This is a genomic window from Agromyces solani (assembly GCF_058349925.1).
Genome location: NZ_JBYRER010000002.1, coordinates 381,709 through 396,944 on the forward strand (window position 1 = coordinate 381,709; position 15,236 = coordinate 396,944).

A 15,236-nucleotide genomic window follows, 5' to 3' on the forward strand; every position below is an offset into this window, starting at 1 on the left:
CCCGCGGGCGTGCGTGCGAAGCGCCCGGCGACGAGAGGTCCGTCGCCGGGCGCTTCGTCGTTCACGTCGGTCGAGTAGGCGCGAAGCGCGTATCGAGACCACGCGTCCGTCGGTCGAGTAGGCGCGAAGCGCCGTATCGAGACCACGGATGCCGCGACCGCGGTGGTCTCGATACGCGCTTCTACTCGACCGGCTGAGTGGTCTCGATACGCGCTTCGCGCTACTCGACCGACTGAGTGGTCTCGATACGCGCTTCGCGCTACTCGACCGACCGGGTGGTCTCGATACGCGCTCGCGCGCTGCTCGACCGACCGGGGCGTCACGAGGGTTGACGTGCCGCGGGGATGCGCTTACGATTTCATACAGCAAAAGAACTCTTCCGGAATACGGAAGAAGCGACAGGAAAGAAGTCGACGATGACCTACACGGTGAACTGCTCGATCCTCCTCACCGAGCTGCCCCTGCTCGAGCGCCCCGCCGCGGCCAAGGCCGCCGGCTTCGACGCCGTCGAGTTCTGGTGGCCCTTCGCCGAGTCGGTGCCCGCCGACCGCGACGTCGACGCCTTCATCGGCGCGATCCGCGACGCCGGCGTGCAGCTGACCGGCCTCAACTTCAACGCGGGCGACATGCCCGGCGGCGACCGGGGCCTCGTCTCGTGGACGGGTCGCGAGCAGGAGTTCCGCGACAACATCGCGGTCGTCGCCGGCATCGGTCGCGAACTCGGCACCAAGGGCTTCAACGCGCTCTACGGCAACCGCATCGACGGCGTCGACGCCGCCGCGCAAGACGAGACCGCCGTCGCGAACCTCGCGGCCGCGGCCGCCGGCGTCGCCGCGATCGGCGGCACCGTGCTGCTCGAGCCGGTCTCGGGCGCCGCCCGGTACCCGCTGCTCAAGGCGGCCGACGCGCTCGCGGTCATCGAGCGGGTGCGGGCCACCGGCAACGAGAACATCAAGCTCCTCGCCGACTTCTACCACCTCGCCGTCAACGGCGACGACGTCGCCGCGGTCATCGAGGCGCACGCCCCGTCGTTCGGCCACATCCAGATCGCCGACGACCCCGGTCGCGGTGCCCCCGGTACGGGCGAACTCCCGCTCGAGACGTGGATCGCCCGCAGCCGCGAGCTCGGCTACGAGGGCCCGATCGGCCTCGAGTACAAGGCCCCGATCGACGAGGCATTCACGTGGCTCGCCGGCGCCGAGGCATCCGCCACCGCCTGACCCGACCGCCACCCGCAGACCCCAGACCCGCACGACGTACGCAGAAGGACCCCCCTCATGAGCAACATCGCGATCATCGGCCTCGGCATCATGGGCCTGCCCATGGCCAAGAACCTCGTCACCGCCGGCCACGACGTCACCGGCTTCAACCGCAGCCAGGCGCCGATCGACGCGCTCGTCGCGGCTGGCGGCCACGGCGCCTCGAGCATCGCCGACGCGGTGAAGGACGCCGACGTCGTCATCACGATGGTGCCCGACTCGCCCGACGTCGAGGGCGTCGTGCGCGGCGAGGGCGGCGTGTTCGCCAATGCCAAGGCCGGCGCGCTCTGGATCGACAACTCGTCGATCCGCCCCGACGTCGCGAAGGAGCTCGCCGAGGAGGCCGTCGCGGCCGGCTTCGGCGCGGTCGACGCGCCCGTCTCGGGCGGCGAGCAGGGCGCCATCGACGGCGTGCTCTCGATCATGGTCGGCGGCTCCGAAGCCGACTTCGCCAAGGCGCTGCCCGTGCTCGAGGGCATCGGCAAGACGATCGTGCACGTCGGCCCCGCCGGCGCCGGCCAGACCGTCAAGGCGGCCAACCAGCTCATCGTCGCCGTCAACATCCAGGCGCTCGCCGAGGCGGTCGTCTTCCTCGAAGCCTTCGGCGTCGACACCGACGCCGCACTGAAGGTCCTGGGCGGCGGGCTCGCCGGCTCCAAGGTCCTCGACCAGAAGGGGCAGAAGATGCTGAACCGCGACTTCGTCCCCGGATTCCGCCTCGCGCTCCACAACAAGGACCTGGGCATCGTCACCGCCGCCGCACGACAGGCCGGCATCACCGTTCCGCTCGGCTCAGCCGTCGCCCAGCTGGTCACCTCGCTCGTCGCCCGCGGCGACGGCGGCCTCGACCACTCGGGCCTCTTCAAGCTCACCGCCGAGCTCGCCGGCCGCGAGTAACTCGCGCTGCGGCATCCACCCACGTCTTTCCACTCTCCCCGAAGGAGCACTCCCATGACTCGCATGCGCGCCGTCGACGCCATCGTGCAGATCCTGATCAAGGAGGGCGCCACCGAGGCCTTCGGCCTGCCCGGCGCCGCCATCAACCCGCTCTACTCCGCGATGCGCGCGAACGGCGGCATCCGGCACACCCTCGCCCGCCACGTCGAGGGCGCCTCGCACATGGCCGACGGCTACAGTCGCACCGGCGACGGCCGCATCGGCGTGTGTATCGGCACGTCGGGCCCCGCGGGCACCGACATGATCACGGGCCTGTACGCCGCGATCGCCGACTCGATCCCCATGCTGTGCATCACGGGCCAGGCGCCCGTCGCGAAGCTCGACAAGGAGGACTTCCAGGCCGTCGACATCGCGTCGATCGCGAAGCCCGTCACGAAGTTCGCGAAGACGGTGCTCGAGGGCGCCCAGGTGCCCGGCGTCTTCCAGTCGGCGTTCCAGATCATGCGCTCGGGCCGCCCGGGCCCGGTGCTCATCGACCTGCCGTTCGACGTGCAGATGACCGAGATCGACTTCGACATCGACACCTACGAGCCACTGCCGGTCGCCAAGCCGACCGCGACCCGCGCACAGGCCGAGAAGGTGCTCGACCTGCTCGTCGCGTCGAAGCACCCGGCGATCGTCGCGGGCGGCGGCGTCGTCAACTCGGGCGCCGCAGCGTCGCTCGTCGAGCTCGCCGAGACGCTCGGCGTGCCCGTCTTCCCGACCCTGATGGGCTGGGGCGCGATCGCCGATGACCACCCGCTCGCCGCGGGCCTCGTCGGCATCCAGACCTCGCAGCGCTACGGCAACGCGAGCTTCCTCGAGTCCGACTTCGTGCTCGGCATCGGCAACCGCTGGGCGAACCGCCACACGGGCGGCCTCGACACCTACCGCAAGGGCCGCACCTTCGTGCACGTCGACATCGAGCCCACCCAGATCGGCCGCGTGTTCGCGCCCGACTACGGCGTGGTCTCCGACGCGGGGGCGTTCATCGACGCCCTGCTCGAGGCGGCCCGCGACCGCGTCGCCGACCTGCCCGACTACTTCGGCTGGGCCGAGGAGTGCCGCGGCCGCAAGGCGACGCTGCAGCGCAAGACCAACTTCGACCAGGTGCCGATGAAGCCGCACCGCGTCTACCAGGAGATGCTCTCCGCGTTCGGCCACGACACCACCTACGTGACCACGATCGGGCTGTCGCAGATCGCCGGCGCCCAGCTGCTCCACGTCTACGGCCCGCGCCAGTGGATCAATGCCGGCCAGGCCGGCCCCCTCGGCTGGACCCTGCCCGCGGCGCTCGGCGTCGTGCGCGGCAAGCCGGATGAGAACGTGGTCGCGCTGTCGGGCGACTACGACTTCCAGTTCATGATCGAGGAGCTCGCGGTCGGCGCGCAGCACCGGCTGCCGTACATCCACGTCGTGGTGAACAACAGCTACCTGGGCCTGATCCGCCAGTCGCAGCGCGGCTTCGAGATGGACTACGAGGTCTCGCTGGCGTTCGACAACGTCAACACGCCGTTCGACCCCTCCAGCGTCGCGACCGGCTACGGCGTCGACCACGTCAAGGTGGCCGAGGGCCTCGGCTGCAAGGCGATCCGTGTCGAGCGTCCCGAGGACCTCGCGGCGGGCTTCGCCGAGGCCGAGCGCCTGCGTGACGAGTTCCAGGTGCCCGTGGTCGTCGAGGTCATCCTCGAGCGCGTCACGAACATCGCGATGGGTGCCGACCTCGACACGGTGAACGAGTTCGAGGACCTCGCGACGTCGCCGGCCGACGCGCCCGAGGCCGTCTACGCACTGCTCGACTGAGCCGCGCGCCTCGCACTCCCGCTGAACCTGCAGACACGGAAGACTGAACCCATGCGCATCGTGATCGCGCCCGACAAGTTCAAGGGGTCGCTCTCGGCGCCCGAGGTGGCCGCCAAGGTCGCCGAGGGCGCCCGCCGCGTCGACCCCTCGATCGAGATCGAGGCGATCCCGGTGGCCGACGGCGGCGAGGGCACGCTCGACGCGGCCCTCGCGGCCGGTTTCGAACGCCGCATCGCACGCGTCACCGGCCCGCTGGGCGCGCCGGTCGACGCGGCGCTCGCCCTGCGCGGCGACGAGGCGGTCGTCGAGATGGCGCAGGCGTCCGGGCTCGACCTGGTCCCTTCGGGCGGGGCGGATGCCTCGGCCGCGACGAGCCTCGGCACTGGCCAGTTGATCGCGGCCGCGCTCGACGCGGGCGCGCGGCGCATCGTGCTCGGCATCGGAGGCAGCGCCTCGACCGACGGGGGAGCCGGGCTCCTCCAGGGGCTCGGGGCGCGCCTGCTCGACGACGCGGGGCGCGAGCTGCCGGTCGGGGGCGGGGCCCTCGCCGAGCTCGCGAGCATCGAGCTCGGCGGGCTCGACCCGCGGCTCGCCGAGACCGAGATCGTGCTCGCGAGCGACGTCGACAACCCGCTGCTGGGGCCCTCGGGCGCCGCCGCGGTCTTCGGTCCGCAGAAGGGTGCGACGCCCGACGAGGTGGCCCGGCTCGACGCGGCGCTCGCGAACTTCGTGGACGTGCTCGCCACTCACGACGCCGTCCCGGCCCGCATCGCGGCCGAGCGCCCCGGCGCGGGGGCCGCGGGCGGGGTCGGCTTCGCCGCCCTCGCGGTGCTCTGCGCCGAGCGCCGGCCCGGCATCGACGTGGTGCTCGAGTTCACCGGCCTCGAGGCCCGGCTGGCCGGGGCCGACGCCGTGATCACGGGCGAGGGCAGCCTCGACGCGCAGAGCCTCATGGGCAAGACGCCGATCGGCGTCGCCCGTGCCGCCCGACGGGCCGGCGTGCCCGTCTACGCCGTGAGCGGCCGACGCCTGCTGAGCGACGACGAAGTGCGCGACGCGGGATTCGCGAACGCCCGCGCCCTCGCCGAGCTCGAACCCGATCCGGCCCGCAGCATGGCCGAGGCATCCGATCTGCTCACCCGACTCGCGGAGGAACTCGTGACCGATTTCATCACCGACCAGGCCGCCACCCGCGCCACCGAGAGCCGCGCCGCCGAGTCGCCCGATTCTGCACAAAGTCGGGCAACTCGCGAAGAACCGTTCGAGCGCGAGGCGTTCGACGTCGTGTTCCGCGCGGCGCGCGCGCTCGTCGCCGGCGAGGGCTCGCCCGTCGAACGGGCCGTCGAGATCGGCGTGCGCGACGGCCGTATCGTCGCGATCTCGCCGCTCGGCACCGGGCTCGCAGGCGCGACCGTCGTCGAGCTCGCCGCCGACGAGGTGCTGCTGCCCGGACTCGTCGACACCCACGTGCACGTCAACGAGCCCGGCCGCACCGAGTGGGAGGGCTTCGCCTCGGCGACCCGTGCCGCCGCGGCCGGCGGGGTGACGACGATCGTCGACATGCCGCTCAACTCGATCCCGCCGACGGTCTCGGTCGCGGCGCTCGACGAGAAGCGGGCGGCGGCCGAAGGCCAGACGTTCGTCGACGTCGGGTTCTGGGGCGGCGTCGTGCCCGGCAACCTCGACGAGCTCGCGCCGCTCGTGGCCGAGGGCGTCTTCGGCTTCAAGTGCTTCCTGCTGCACTCGGGCGTCGACGAGTTCCCGCAGGTGACTGCCGACGAGATGGAGCAGGCGATGCGCGTCATCGCCGAGCACGACTCGATGCTCGTCGTGCACGCGGAGGACGCCCATGTCATCGACGCCGCGCCCCACGCCGGCGGCCCCGGCTACGCTGACTTCCTCGCGTCGCGCCCCCGCGAGGCCGAGGATACGGCGATCGCCGAGGTCATCGAGCGGGCGACCCGCACGGGCGCCCGGTCGCACATCCTGCACCTCTCCTCGTCGGACTCGCTCGGGCAGATCGCCCGGGCCAAGGCCGCGGGCACGGATCTCAGCGTCGAGACGTGCCCGCACTACCTCACGCTGTTCGCCGAGGACGTGCCCGCGGGCGCGACGGCGTTCAAGTGCTGCCCGCCCATCCGCGAGGACGCGAACCGCGACCGGTTGTGGGAGGGGCTCCGCGACGGCGTCATCGACTACGTCGTCTCCGACCACTCCCCGTCGACGCCCGAGATGAAGTACAAGGGCGACGGCGACTTCGAGCTCGCGTGGGGCGGCATCGCGTCTCTGCAGCTCGGCCTGCCGCTCATCTGGACCGAGGCGCGCGAGCGCGGCATCGGCCTCGAGCGGGTCGTCGAGTGGATGGCGCAGCGACCCGCCGAGCGGGTCGGCCTCGCCACGAAGGGCCGCATCGCGACCGGCTACGCGGCCGACTTCGCGGTCTTCGCACCCGACGAGCCGTTCACCGTCGATGCCCGTTCGCTCGAGCATCGGCATCCCGTCACGCCGTACGACGGTCGCGAGCTCACGGGAGGCGTGCGCCGCGCGTACCTCGCGGGCGCACCCGTCGACCGCGAACGGGCCCAGGGCCGGATGCTTCGAAAAGGGAACGCGTAGCATCCCGGGGGCTGTGAGGCCGGGCGGTCCGATACCGTGCCGGTCCACGGCCGCATCCATTCCCGGCCCCTCCGCCGGGACCCCATCGTCCCCACCACCACCATCCCTCCCGCCGACCGAACCGGATCACCGGACCCCGCGAAGGGCACCGGCGCCGAGGCATCCCCTCGACCGATGAAACGGAGCACCTCATGATCAACTCGTCCGAAGAGCTGGAGACCGGCCAGGCCGCCCCCGACTTCGCCCTGCCCGACGCCACCGGAACGGTGCGCCGCCTGAGCGACCACCGCGGCGGCCCGGTCATCGTCTACTTCTACCCGGCCGCGTTCACGCCCGGGTGCACGACCGAGGCGTGCGACTTCCGCGAGAACCTCGCGTCGTTCCAGTCGGCCGGCTACACGGTGCTCGGCATCTCGCCCGACCCGGTCTCGCGGCTCGCCGAGTTCGCCGAGGCCGAGCAGCTCGCGTTCTCGCTGCTGAGCGACGAAGGCGCACAGGTCGCCCGCGCCTGGGGTGCGTGGGGCCAGAAGACGGTCGCCGGGCGCACCTTCGACGGGCTCATCCGCTCGACCGCCGTCGTCGACGCCGAGGGTCGAGTCTCGGCGCTCGAGTACAACGTCGACCCGAACGGGCACGTCGGCCGGCTGCGGGAGCAGCTCGGTCTGTAGCACATGAAATCGGATGCCTCGTGGCGCGACTTCTTCGCCGGAAATCGTTGCCACGAGGCATCCGCGTTGTTAGCATTGTCACATGCTGAAATAACAGTTCCACGATACGAAACATCAGTTTCGTATATCCGTACACCGTGGATGCCAGCAGAATGAGAAAGTGACTCAAGCGATGAAGCTTGAACAGTTCAACGAAGCCGATCGTTCGGAGGCGATCGCCACGCTTCGACCATGCGTCGACATCACGCGATGGTGCGAGCACCTCGCCGACCGTCGACCGTACGGCTCGATCGACGAGCTCGTGAACGAGGCCGGCACCGCCGCGTCGCCGTTCACCGCCGGCGAGATCGAGCAGGCGCTCAGCCACCATCCCCGGATCGGGGAGCGGGCGAGCGGTGCGAGCACCGAGGCGGCCCTGTCGCGATCCGAGCAGGCGGGCGTCGACCCGGCCGACGCCGAGATCGCGCGGGCCCTCGCCGAGGGCAACGCCGCGTACGAGCAGCGGTTCGGCCGGGTGTTCCTCATCCGTGCCGCCGGACGCTCGGCGGGCGAGATCCTCGAGGCGCTCACCGCCCGGCTCGGCAACGACGACGCGACCGAAGACCAGGTCGTCGCCGAGCAGCTGCGCGAGATCGCCGTTCTGAGATTGAAGGGGGCCATCGCCGCATGACCGTTTCGCAGATCACGACGCACGTGCTCGACGCCCGGCGCGGCAAGCCCGCCGCCGGGGTGCCCGTCGAGCTGTACCGCCGCTCGGCCGCCGGGGCTTCCTCGGCTTCGGCCGACGGCTGGGAGCTCCTCGCGAGCGCCGTGACCGACGACGACGGGCGGGCGAAGCAGCTCGGCCCCGAGACCATCCCCAACGGCGAGTACCGGCTCCGGTTCGACACCGGTGCCTACTTCGCCTCCACCCAGACCGAAGCCTTCTACCCCGAAGTGCAGCTCACGTTCCTCGTCGCCGAGGAGGGTCGCCACTACCACGTGCCGATCCTGCTGAGCCCCTTCGCCTATTCGACCTACCGAGGAAGCTAGACCACCATGACCGACACCCTGATCAACTCCGTGACCACCACCGACGCCGCCGGCTCCGGCTCCGGCTCCGGCTCCGGCTCGATCGTGCTCGGCCCGAACCAGTACGGCAAGGCCGAGGTGCGCGTCGTCAAGGTCACCCGCGACACCGACCGTCACGAGATCGAGGACCTCAACGTCACCTCGCAGCTGCGCGGCGACTTCGCGGGCGCCCACCTCGACGGCGACAACTCGCACGTCGTCGCGACCGACACGCAGAAGAACACCGTCTTCGCCTTCGCCCGCGACGGCGTCGGCTCGCCCGAGGCGTTCCTGCTGCGCCTCGCCGACCACTTCGTCGGCTCCTTCGACTGGGTGACCGGCGGCCGCTGGCTCGCCGAGAGCTACGCGTGGGAGCGCATCGTCGCCCACGGCCAGCCGCACGACCACTCGTTCGTCCGCAAGGGCCAGGAGATCCGCACGGCCGCGGTCATCGCCGACGGCGACACCCGCCACGTCATCGCGGGCCTCAAGGACCTCACGGTGCTCAAGACCACCCAGTCGGGCTTCGTCGGCTACCCGAAGGACCGCTACACGACGCTCCAGGAGACGACCGACCGAATCCTCGCCACGAGCGTCGCCACCCGCTGGCGCTACCAGCCGGGTGCCGAGGTCGACTACAACGTCGTCTACGACAGCGTGAAGGCGATCCTGCTCGAGACGTTCACCGAGAACTACTCGGCGGCGCTGCAGACGACGCTCTTCGAGATGGGCCAGGCGGTGCTCGAGGCGCACCCCGAGATCGCGGAGATCCGGTTCTCGATGCCGAACAAGCACCACTTCGTCGTCGACCTCGAGCCGTTCGGCCTCGACAACCCCAACGAGGTGTTCTACGCGAGCGACCGCTCCTACGGCCTCATCGAGGCCACGGTCACCCGCGAGGGCCTCGCCGAGGTGCCCGAGGTCTGGGCGTCGACCGGCGCCTTCTGCTGATCGGGTCTCGCCTCACCTGATTCGCGAACGCCCCGTCCGGCTCCGCCGGCGGGTTCTCGCCTCGCGCCTGAGCGCCGGCCCCACCTGATTCACCGAGAGTGCACTTGTCGCCCAGTTCCGGGCGGCAAGTGCACTCTCGGGTGCGCTCGGGGCGCGGCATCGCCGACCTGCCTGCGGCCGGAGATGCCGAAAGTGCACTCGTCGCCCCTATCGGGGCGACGAGTGCACTTTCGACGAGGCGCGCGAACGCCACCGGACGTTCGCGCCCGCGGTCACTCCTCCTGCACACCCGCCCAGGGAGCCGCGCGCCCCACATACCGTGGTCGGGCCGCAGCGTCGGCTCATCGCCCTGCCAACCTCGGAGCATGCGCGCCGAACTCCCGCTCGACCTCGCCCTGCGCCCGTTCACGACCTCCGAAGGCGAGGTGCACGGCCTGAGCGAGAAGCGGATGCGGTGCGCCGACCTCGTCGCTCCGATCCGCGGCATTCGGATGCCCGCCAAGGACGCGAAATCGCTCCTGCAGCGGTGCGCGGCCCTCGAACTGCATCTGAGGCATTCGAGCGCCGCGTTCAGTCACGCGACGGCGGCGGAGCTGTGGGGGATGCCGCTTCCGTTCCGGCTGCAGTCGCCCGCCGAGCTGCACGTCGTCGTGTGGGGCGGCTCATTTCCGCCGCGGGTGCGGGGAGTCGTCGGGCATCGCACGGCGGTCGCCCCGACGACGCGTCGGCTCGGGGGATTGCGACTGGTGAGCCCGGCCGACGCGTGGTGCCAGCTCGCGACCCTGGTCGGTGAGACCGAGCTCGTGCAGGCCGGCGATCGGCTGGTGGGCCGACCGCACCCGCTCACCACGTTCGAAGAGATCGACGCCGCGATGCAGCGTCATGGGTCACGGCGCGGATGCCGCGTGCTTCGCGCCGCTCGCGAGCATCTGCGAGCCGGCTCCGAGTCGGCGAAGGAGAGCACCCTCCGTCTCGATGCGATCGCCGCGGGGTTTCCCGAACCCGAATCGAACGGCGTCATCCGGCTGCGGTCGGGTCGGCAGACGCACGGCGACCTCGTCTTCCGCGAGTGGATGGTGCTGCTCGAGTACGACGGCGACCACCATCGCGAGGACGACGTGCAGTGGGAGCGCGACGTCGACCGGCTGAACGAGCTCGCCGGCAACGGTTGGTTGGTGATCCGCGTGAGCAAGAACTCCCGACCGGGGTCCTGGACCCGGCAACTCGCCGAAGCGCTGCGACTCCGGGGCTGGAGCGGCTCGCCCTGCGGCATCGTCGCCTGAGGTGAGATCCGGCGCGCTCGCGTGCGTCCGCGCCAGGGGGTTCCGTCCCGCTCGTCGAGCGTGCAGTCGTCGCCCGGAGCCGAGCGGGGAGTGCACTCTCGGCGAGATGCCCGGCGTCGCGGTGGGCGTCGAGAGTGCAGTTCTCGCCCGGAGCAGGGCGGGGAGTGCACTCTCGGTGAGGTGGGACGGGTCGGGTGGAGCGACGAGGTGCGACGGCGTGGGGGGAAGGACGCGAGAACACGAGCGCGGCGGGCGCGCGCGCTCGGCTAGCCTCGGAGCATGGACGCTGACGTCGCGGAGGCCGTGCGACTCGCCGATCGCGCCGACCTCGGCGCGGGCATCATCACTCGCGCGGCCGCCGAGCACGAGATCACCGGCGTGCTCGCCCGGTTCGAAGCGACCTGGGGCGCGGGACGCGGGCCCGACCACTCCATGATCCGGGCGCTCGTGCACGCGGGCGGCACCGTGCTCGTCGCGGTCGCCGACGACGAGGGCGGGGTGGATGCCTCGGCCACGCCGCCGTTCTCCGAGCCCGGTCAGCTGCTCGGGGCGACCCTCGGGTTCCTCGGCTGGAACGAGGGCGTTCACCTGCACTCGCACATGAACGCGGTCGCGCCGGCCGCGCGCGGGCACGGCATCGGGCTCGCGCTCAAGCTGCGCCAACGAGCCGTGTGCCTCGAGCACGGCATCGACGAGATCCGCTGGACGTTCGACCCCCTCATCCGGCGCAACGCCCGCATGAACCTCGTGCGGCTCGGGGCCGAGGTCTCCGCCTACCTGCCCGAGTTCTACGGCGTACTCGACGACGAGATCACGGGCGCCGACCGCAGCGACCGTTTCGAGGTGCGCTGGCGACTCGGCTCGCCGCGCGTGCGGCGGGCGCTCGCGGGCGGCCCGGCCCCGCACTGGTCGTCGACGGCCGGGTTCGCGCTCGTCCCCGACTTCGAGTCGTTCAGGCGGGATGCCGCGGCCGACGCCGCGCGCATGCGGGAGGCGTCCGTACGCGCATTCACCGACATGGCCCGGCAGGGGCTCCGGCCCGAGCTCGACGTGGCCGGCGACTACGTGTTCACCGACGATCCGCCCGACACCGCACCCGCGGAGGACGTCGAGGTCGAGGAGGGTGCCGCGAGCGTCGATCGCGGCACGGACCCCGCGACCACGCCCGGTGCGGGCGAGGCGGGAGGGCGCCGCACCGACCCGATGCCCGAGGAGGCGAGATGACGACGAATCCGACCCGCGTCGAGGCGATCGAGCTGCACCGCATCGAAGTGCCGCTCGTGCGGCCGTTCGAGACGAGCTTCGGTCGCGAGACGGTGCGCGAGGCATTGCTCGTGCACGTGCGCACCGACGCCGGCGAGGGCTGGGGCGAGTGCGTGGCGGGCCGCGAGCCGTTCTACTCGTCCGAGTACGTCGACGGCGCGGCATCCGTCATCGAGCGATTCCTCGGCCCCGCGCTGCTCGACGCGAGCGTCGCGCACGGTGGGGCCGCGCATGCCGGCGCCGACCGCGCCGCGACCGAGGCCGTCGAGGGGCCCGGAACACGCGGCGCCTCGATGCCGCTCGCGAGCTCGGTCGCGGGCACGCTCGCGTTCGTCGCCGGTCACCGCATGGCGAAGGCGGCGCTCGAGGCCGCCGTGCTCGACGCCGAGCTGCGGGCGCAGGGGCGCTCGATGGGCGAGGCGTTCGGCGCCGTCCGCCAATGGGTCGACTGCGGGGTGTCGGTCGGCATCGCCCCGACGCTCGAGGAGCTGCTCGACGAGGTGACCGGGTACCTCGAGGACGGCTACCGCCGCATCAAGCTCAAGATCAAGCCCGGCTGGGACCTCGTGCCCGTCGCCGCCGTGCGCGAGCTCATGGGGCGCGACGGCCTGCTGCAGGTCGATGCCAACACGGCGTACACGGCCGACGACATCCCGACCCTCGCGAGCCTCGACGCGTTCGACCTGCTGCTCATCGAGCAGCCGTTCGCCGAGGAGGATCTCGCGACCCACGTCCGCCTCGCCGAAGCATGCGAGACACCCGTCTGCCTCGACGAGTCGATCCTCGATGCCGCGACCGCCGTCGATGCGATCGACCGCGGCGCCACGAGCGTCATCAACATCAAGCCGGGTCGCATGGGCGGCTACCTCGAGGGCCTGCGGGTGCACGACGCCTGCCGCGAACTCGACGTGCCGGTGTGGTGCGGCGGAATGCTCGAGACCGGCATCGGCCGCGCCGCCAACGTCGCCCTCGCCGCGCTGCCCGGTTTCACGCTGCCGGGCGACACCTCGGCGTCGGGCCGCTACTACGCCGACGACGTGACCGAGCCGTTCGTGCTCGGCGAGGGCGAGCACCGCGGGCAGTTGCGGGTGCCCGACGGGCCCGGCACCGGGGTCGAGGTGCGCACCGAACTGGTGCGGGAGTGGGCATCTCGGCCGCCGCTGACGCTCGGCGGCCGCTGAGGTTCGGCCGCCGCTGAGGTTCGGCCGCCGCCGACGCCCGGGCGTGCCCGTGCGTGGCGACCGACGGCGATCAGAGCGGCAGATCGGCGGCCGTCACGCCGAGGCGGGTGACCGATTCGGCGTGCCCCGGGTCGTCGGCGATCGCGAACCACGTCGACGACAGGGCGCACCACGCCACGAGCCAGTCGCGCAGGCGAGACGGCTGGATCGCGGTCTTCCCGACGACGACGGCGAACTGCCGGGCCAGCCGGCCCGGCAGGAGGGCCCGCGCGTGCGACGGGTTGCACAGCAGATTGCAGTAGTCGAACGCCGCCTCGCCGACGAGGCCCTTCGGGTCGATGACGAGCCAGCCGCGCTCGCCGAAGTCGAGCACGTTGCCGTGGTGCAGGTCGCCGTGCAGCACCCGTTCGTCGCGCTGCGACGAGAGCAGCCGGTCGGCGTAGTCGGCGCCCTGACGGTGCAGCGGGTCGAAGTCGTCGGCGTGCGCGAACAGTTCGCGGAACCACGTCTCGAGCGGCACGAGCAGCGGGACCCCCGAGTCGGTCAGGGTCGGAAGCTCCGCGGGGTCGCGGTGCACGAGGGCCGCCGCGTCGCAGATGACCCGCGTCGCGCCGTCGTCGTCACCGTCGACCACCATGCGCACGAGGTCCCTCGTGCCGGTCGCCCGTTCGAGCAGGAGCGCCCGTCCCTCGCGGCGGAGCACTCGGGCGACGCCGCGCCCGTCGAGGAGCTCGAGCAGCTCCGCCCCGCGCTCCTCTTCGTCGACGTGCGCGATCTTGAGCATCGCGGGCTGTCCGTCGGCCGCCCGCACGGGAAGGAGGGTGCTCGACGCGGTCGTCTGCGGATCGCCCTCGGGGCGGAGCCGCCACCGGTGCAGCCATTCGAGGTCGGCGTGGTGGCCGGGGTCGACCGGTCCGAAGTCGCTCACGAGGTGCGGCCCGCTGCGTCGTCGCCGCGGGCGCGGCCCTGGGGGAACGAGAGCTGCCCGTCGGCGTCGCGGTACTTCGCCCACGGGTCGTAGTCGACCTCGAGCGGCTCCTGCTCGGGGCGGTCGCCCTCGGGCACGTGCTGCAGGTTCACGCGGATCCGGTACCAGAGCGACGAGCTGCCGCGCATGCCGTCGACGAGCACGTCGGCCGGTTCGAGCCGGGCGACGACGTCGGGATGCCTCGCCTTCCACCGTTCGAGGCCGTCGAGCGCCTCGGGCTTGGTCTTGGCCCGTGCGATCTCGATGAGCGGCATCGTCGACAGCCGTTGCCCCGACCCGTCGCCTGGGCCGCGGCGGGGCGGCTTCTCGGCGGGGCCGAGCTCGTCGGCCAGTCGCAGCAGCCCGTCGAGCCGGCCCACCGCGTCCTCGATGCCGGCCGCGGGGTCGCCGCGTTCGGCGAAGCGCTCGAGCACGGTCGCGACGGTGAATCGCTCGGGCCGGCTCTCGCGCACCTCCGACCAGTCGAGCGGGGTCGAGACGCGGGCGTCGGGCAACGGTCGCACCGAGTAGGCCGAGGCGACCGTGCGGTCCTTCGCGTTCTGGTTGAAGTCGACGAAGACGCTCTCGCCGCGCTCCTCCTTCCACCAGCGGGCGGAGGCGAGTCCGGGGGCGCGGAGCTCGACCTCGCGGGCGAGCGTCTCGGCGGCGAGCCGCACCTCGGGGTAGGTCCATTCGGGCGCGATGCGCACCGAGATGTGCATGCCGCGCGAGCCCGAGGTCTTCGGCCAGCCGACGAGACCGACGTCGTCGAGCACCTCGCGCGCGACGAACGCGACGTCGACGATCTGCGACCAGTCGACGCCGGGCATCGGGTCGAGGTCGACGCGCAGCTCGTCGGGGTGGTCGAGGTCGTCGGCCCGCACCGGGTGCGGGTTGAGGTCGATGCATCCCAGGTTCACGACCCAGGCGAGCGCGGCCGCGTCGTTGACGACGACCTCTTCGGCCGAGTTGCCCGAGGCGTAGTGCAGGGTGGCCGTGTCGATCCAGTCGGGGCGCTTGTCGGGCACCCGCTTCTGGAAGAACGCCTCCTGGTCGATGCCCTTGACGAAGCGCTTGAGCACCATCGGCCGGCCGCCCGCTCCGCGGAGGGCGCCGTCGGCGACGGCGAGGTAGTAGTTCACGAGGTCGAGCTTGGTGAGACCGGGCTCGGGGAAGACGACCTTGTCGGGGTGCGAGATGCGCACCTCGCGACCGTCGACCTCGATGACCTCTGCCGCACGCGCCGTCGGACTCACCCT

13 protein-coding genes are annotated in these 15,236 nt (G+C 71.9%); 11 read left to right on the plus strand and 2 right to left on the minus strand.

The genetic code is table 11. The annotated features are described in order from the left end of the window. Positions 1–416 precede the first annotated feature (416 nt). The 11 genes from AC3RJ7_RS09545 (at position 417) to menC (ending at position 13,010) form a co-directional block, all read left to right on the plus strand. Positions 417–1,220 carry a hydroxypyruvate isomerase family protein gene (locus AC3RJ7_RS09545; protein ID WP_491455604.1) on the plus strand — a complete coding sequence of 268 codons (804 nt, stop codon included), beginning with the start codon at positions 417–419 and terminating at the stop codon, positions 1,218–1,220. A gap of 57 nt (positions 1,221–1,277) precedes the next feature. After that, entirely contained in the window at positions 1,278–2,156 is an 879-nt protein-coding gene (locus AC3RJ7_RS09550; RefSeq protein ID WP_491455605.1) for a 2-hydroxy-3-oxopropionate reductase, read from the plus strand. A 54-nt stretch (positions 2,157–2,210) separates the two neighbouring features. Next, a complete protein-coding gene (gcl, locus tag AC3RJ7_RS09555) occupies positions 2,211–3,998 on the plus strand; it encodes a glyoxylate carboligase (RefSeq protein WP_491455606.1) in 1,788 nt (595 codons plus the stop codon). A gap of 51 nt (positions 3,999–4,049) precedes the next feature. Further along, positions 4,050–6,614, plus strand: a complete 2,565-nt coding sequence (gene allB, locus AC3RJ7_RS09560) for an allantoinase AllB (protein WP_491455607.1) — start codon at positions 4,050–4,052, stop codon at positions 6,612–6,614. Positions 6,615–6,805: 191 nt separating this feature from the next. Then, the gene (gene bcp, locus AC3RJ7_RS09565; RefSeq protein WP_491455608.1) at positions 6,806–7,282 is read left to right on the plus strand and encodes a thioredoxin-dependent thiol peroxidase; all 477 of its coding nucleotides are present in this window, start codon (positions 6,806–6,808) and stop codon (positions 7,280–7,282) included. Between the two features lie 172 nt (positions 7,283–7,454). Beyond that, positions 7,455–7,952, plus strand: coding sequence for a 2-oxo-4-hydroxy-4-carboxy-5-ureidoimidazoline decarboxylase (gene uraD, locus AC3RJ7_RS09570; RefSeq protein ID WP_491455609.1), 498 nt, complete (start codon positions 7,455–7,457; stop codon positions 7,950–7,952). Then, positions 7,949–8,314, plus strand: a complete 366-nt coding sequence (gene uraH / locus AC3RJ7_RS09575) for a hydroxyisourate hydrolase (protein WP_491455610.1) — start codon at positions 7,949–7,951, stop codon at positions 8,312–8,314. Before uraD ends, uraH begins: the two co-directional genes overlap by 4 nt. A gap of 6 nt (positions 8,315–8,320) precedes the next feature. Beyond that, entirely contained in the window at positions 8,321–9,283 is a 963-nt protein-coding gene (gene pucL / locus AC3RJ7_RS09580) for a factor-independent urate hydroxylase (RefSeq protein WP_491455611.1), read from the plus strand. Between the two features lie 365 nt (positions 9,284–9,648). Beyond that, a complete protein-coding gene (locus AC3RJ7_RS09585; protein ID WP_491455612.1) occupies positions 9,649–10,566 on the plus strand; it encodes a hypothetical protein in 918 nt (305 codons plus the stop codon). A 279-nt stretch (positions 10,567–10,845) separates the two neighbouring features. After that, a complete protein-coding gene (locus AC3RJ7_RS09590; RefSeq protein WP_491455613.1) occupies positions 10,846–11,790 on the plus strand; it encodes a hypothetical protein in 945 nt (314 codons plus the stop codon). Beyond that, the gene (gene menC / locus AC3RJ7_RS09595) at positions 11,787–13,010 is read left to right on the plus strand and encodes an o-succinylbenzoate synthase (protein ID WP_491455614.1); all 1,224 of its coding nucleotides are present in this window, start codon (positions 11,787–11,789) and stop codon (positions 13,008–13,010) included. The genes AC3RJ7_RS09590 and menC overlap by 4 nt, the downstream gene beginning before the upstream one ends. Before the next feature lie 70 nt (positions 13,011–13,080). Here the strand turns inward: menC and AC3RJ7_RS09600 are convergent, their stop codons facing one another. After that, complete coding sequence (locus tag AC3RJ7_RS09600; protein WP_491455615.1) at positions 13,081–13,938, minus strand: aminoglycoside phosphotransferase family protein; 858 nt, start codon at positions 13,936–13,938, stop codon at positions 13,081–13,083. Continuing rightward, the gene (ligD, locus tag AC3RJ7_RS09605) at positions 13,935–15,233 is read right to left on the minus strand and encodes a non-homologous end-joining DNA ligase (RefSeq protein WP_491455616.1); all 1,299 of its coding nucleotides are present in this window, start codon (positions 15,231–15,233) and stop codon (positions 13,935–13,937) included. Before ligD ends, AC3RJ7_RS09600 begins: the two co-directional genes overlap by 4 nt. Positions 15,234–15,236 lie beyond the last annotated feature (3 nt).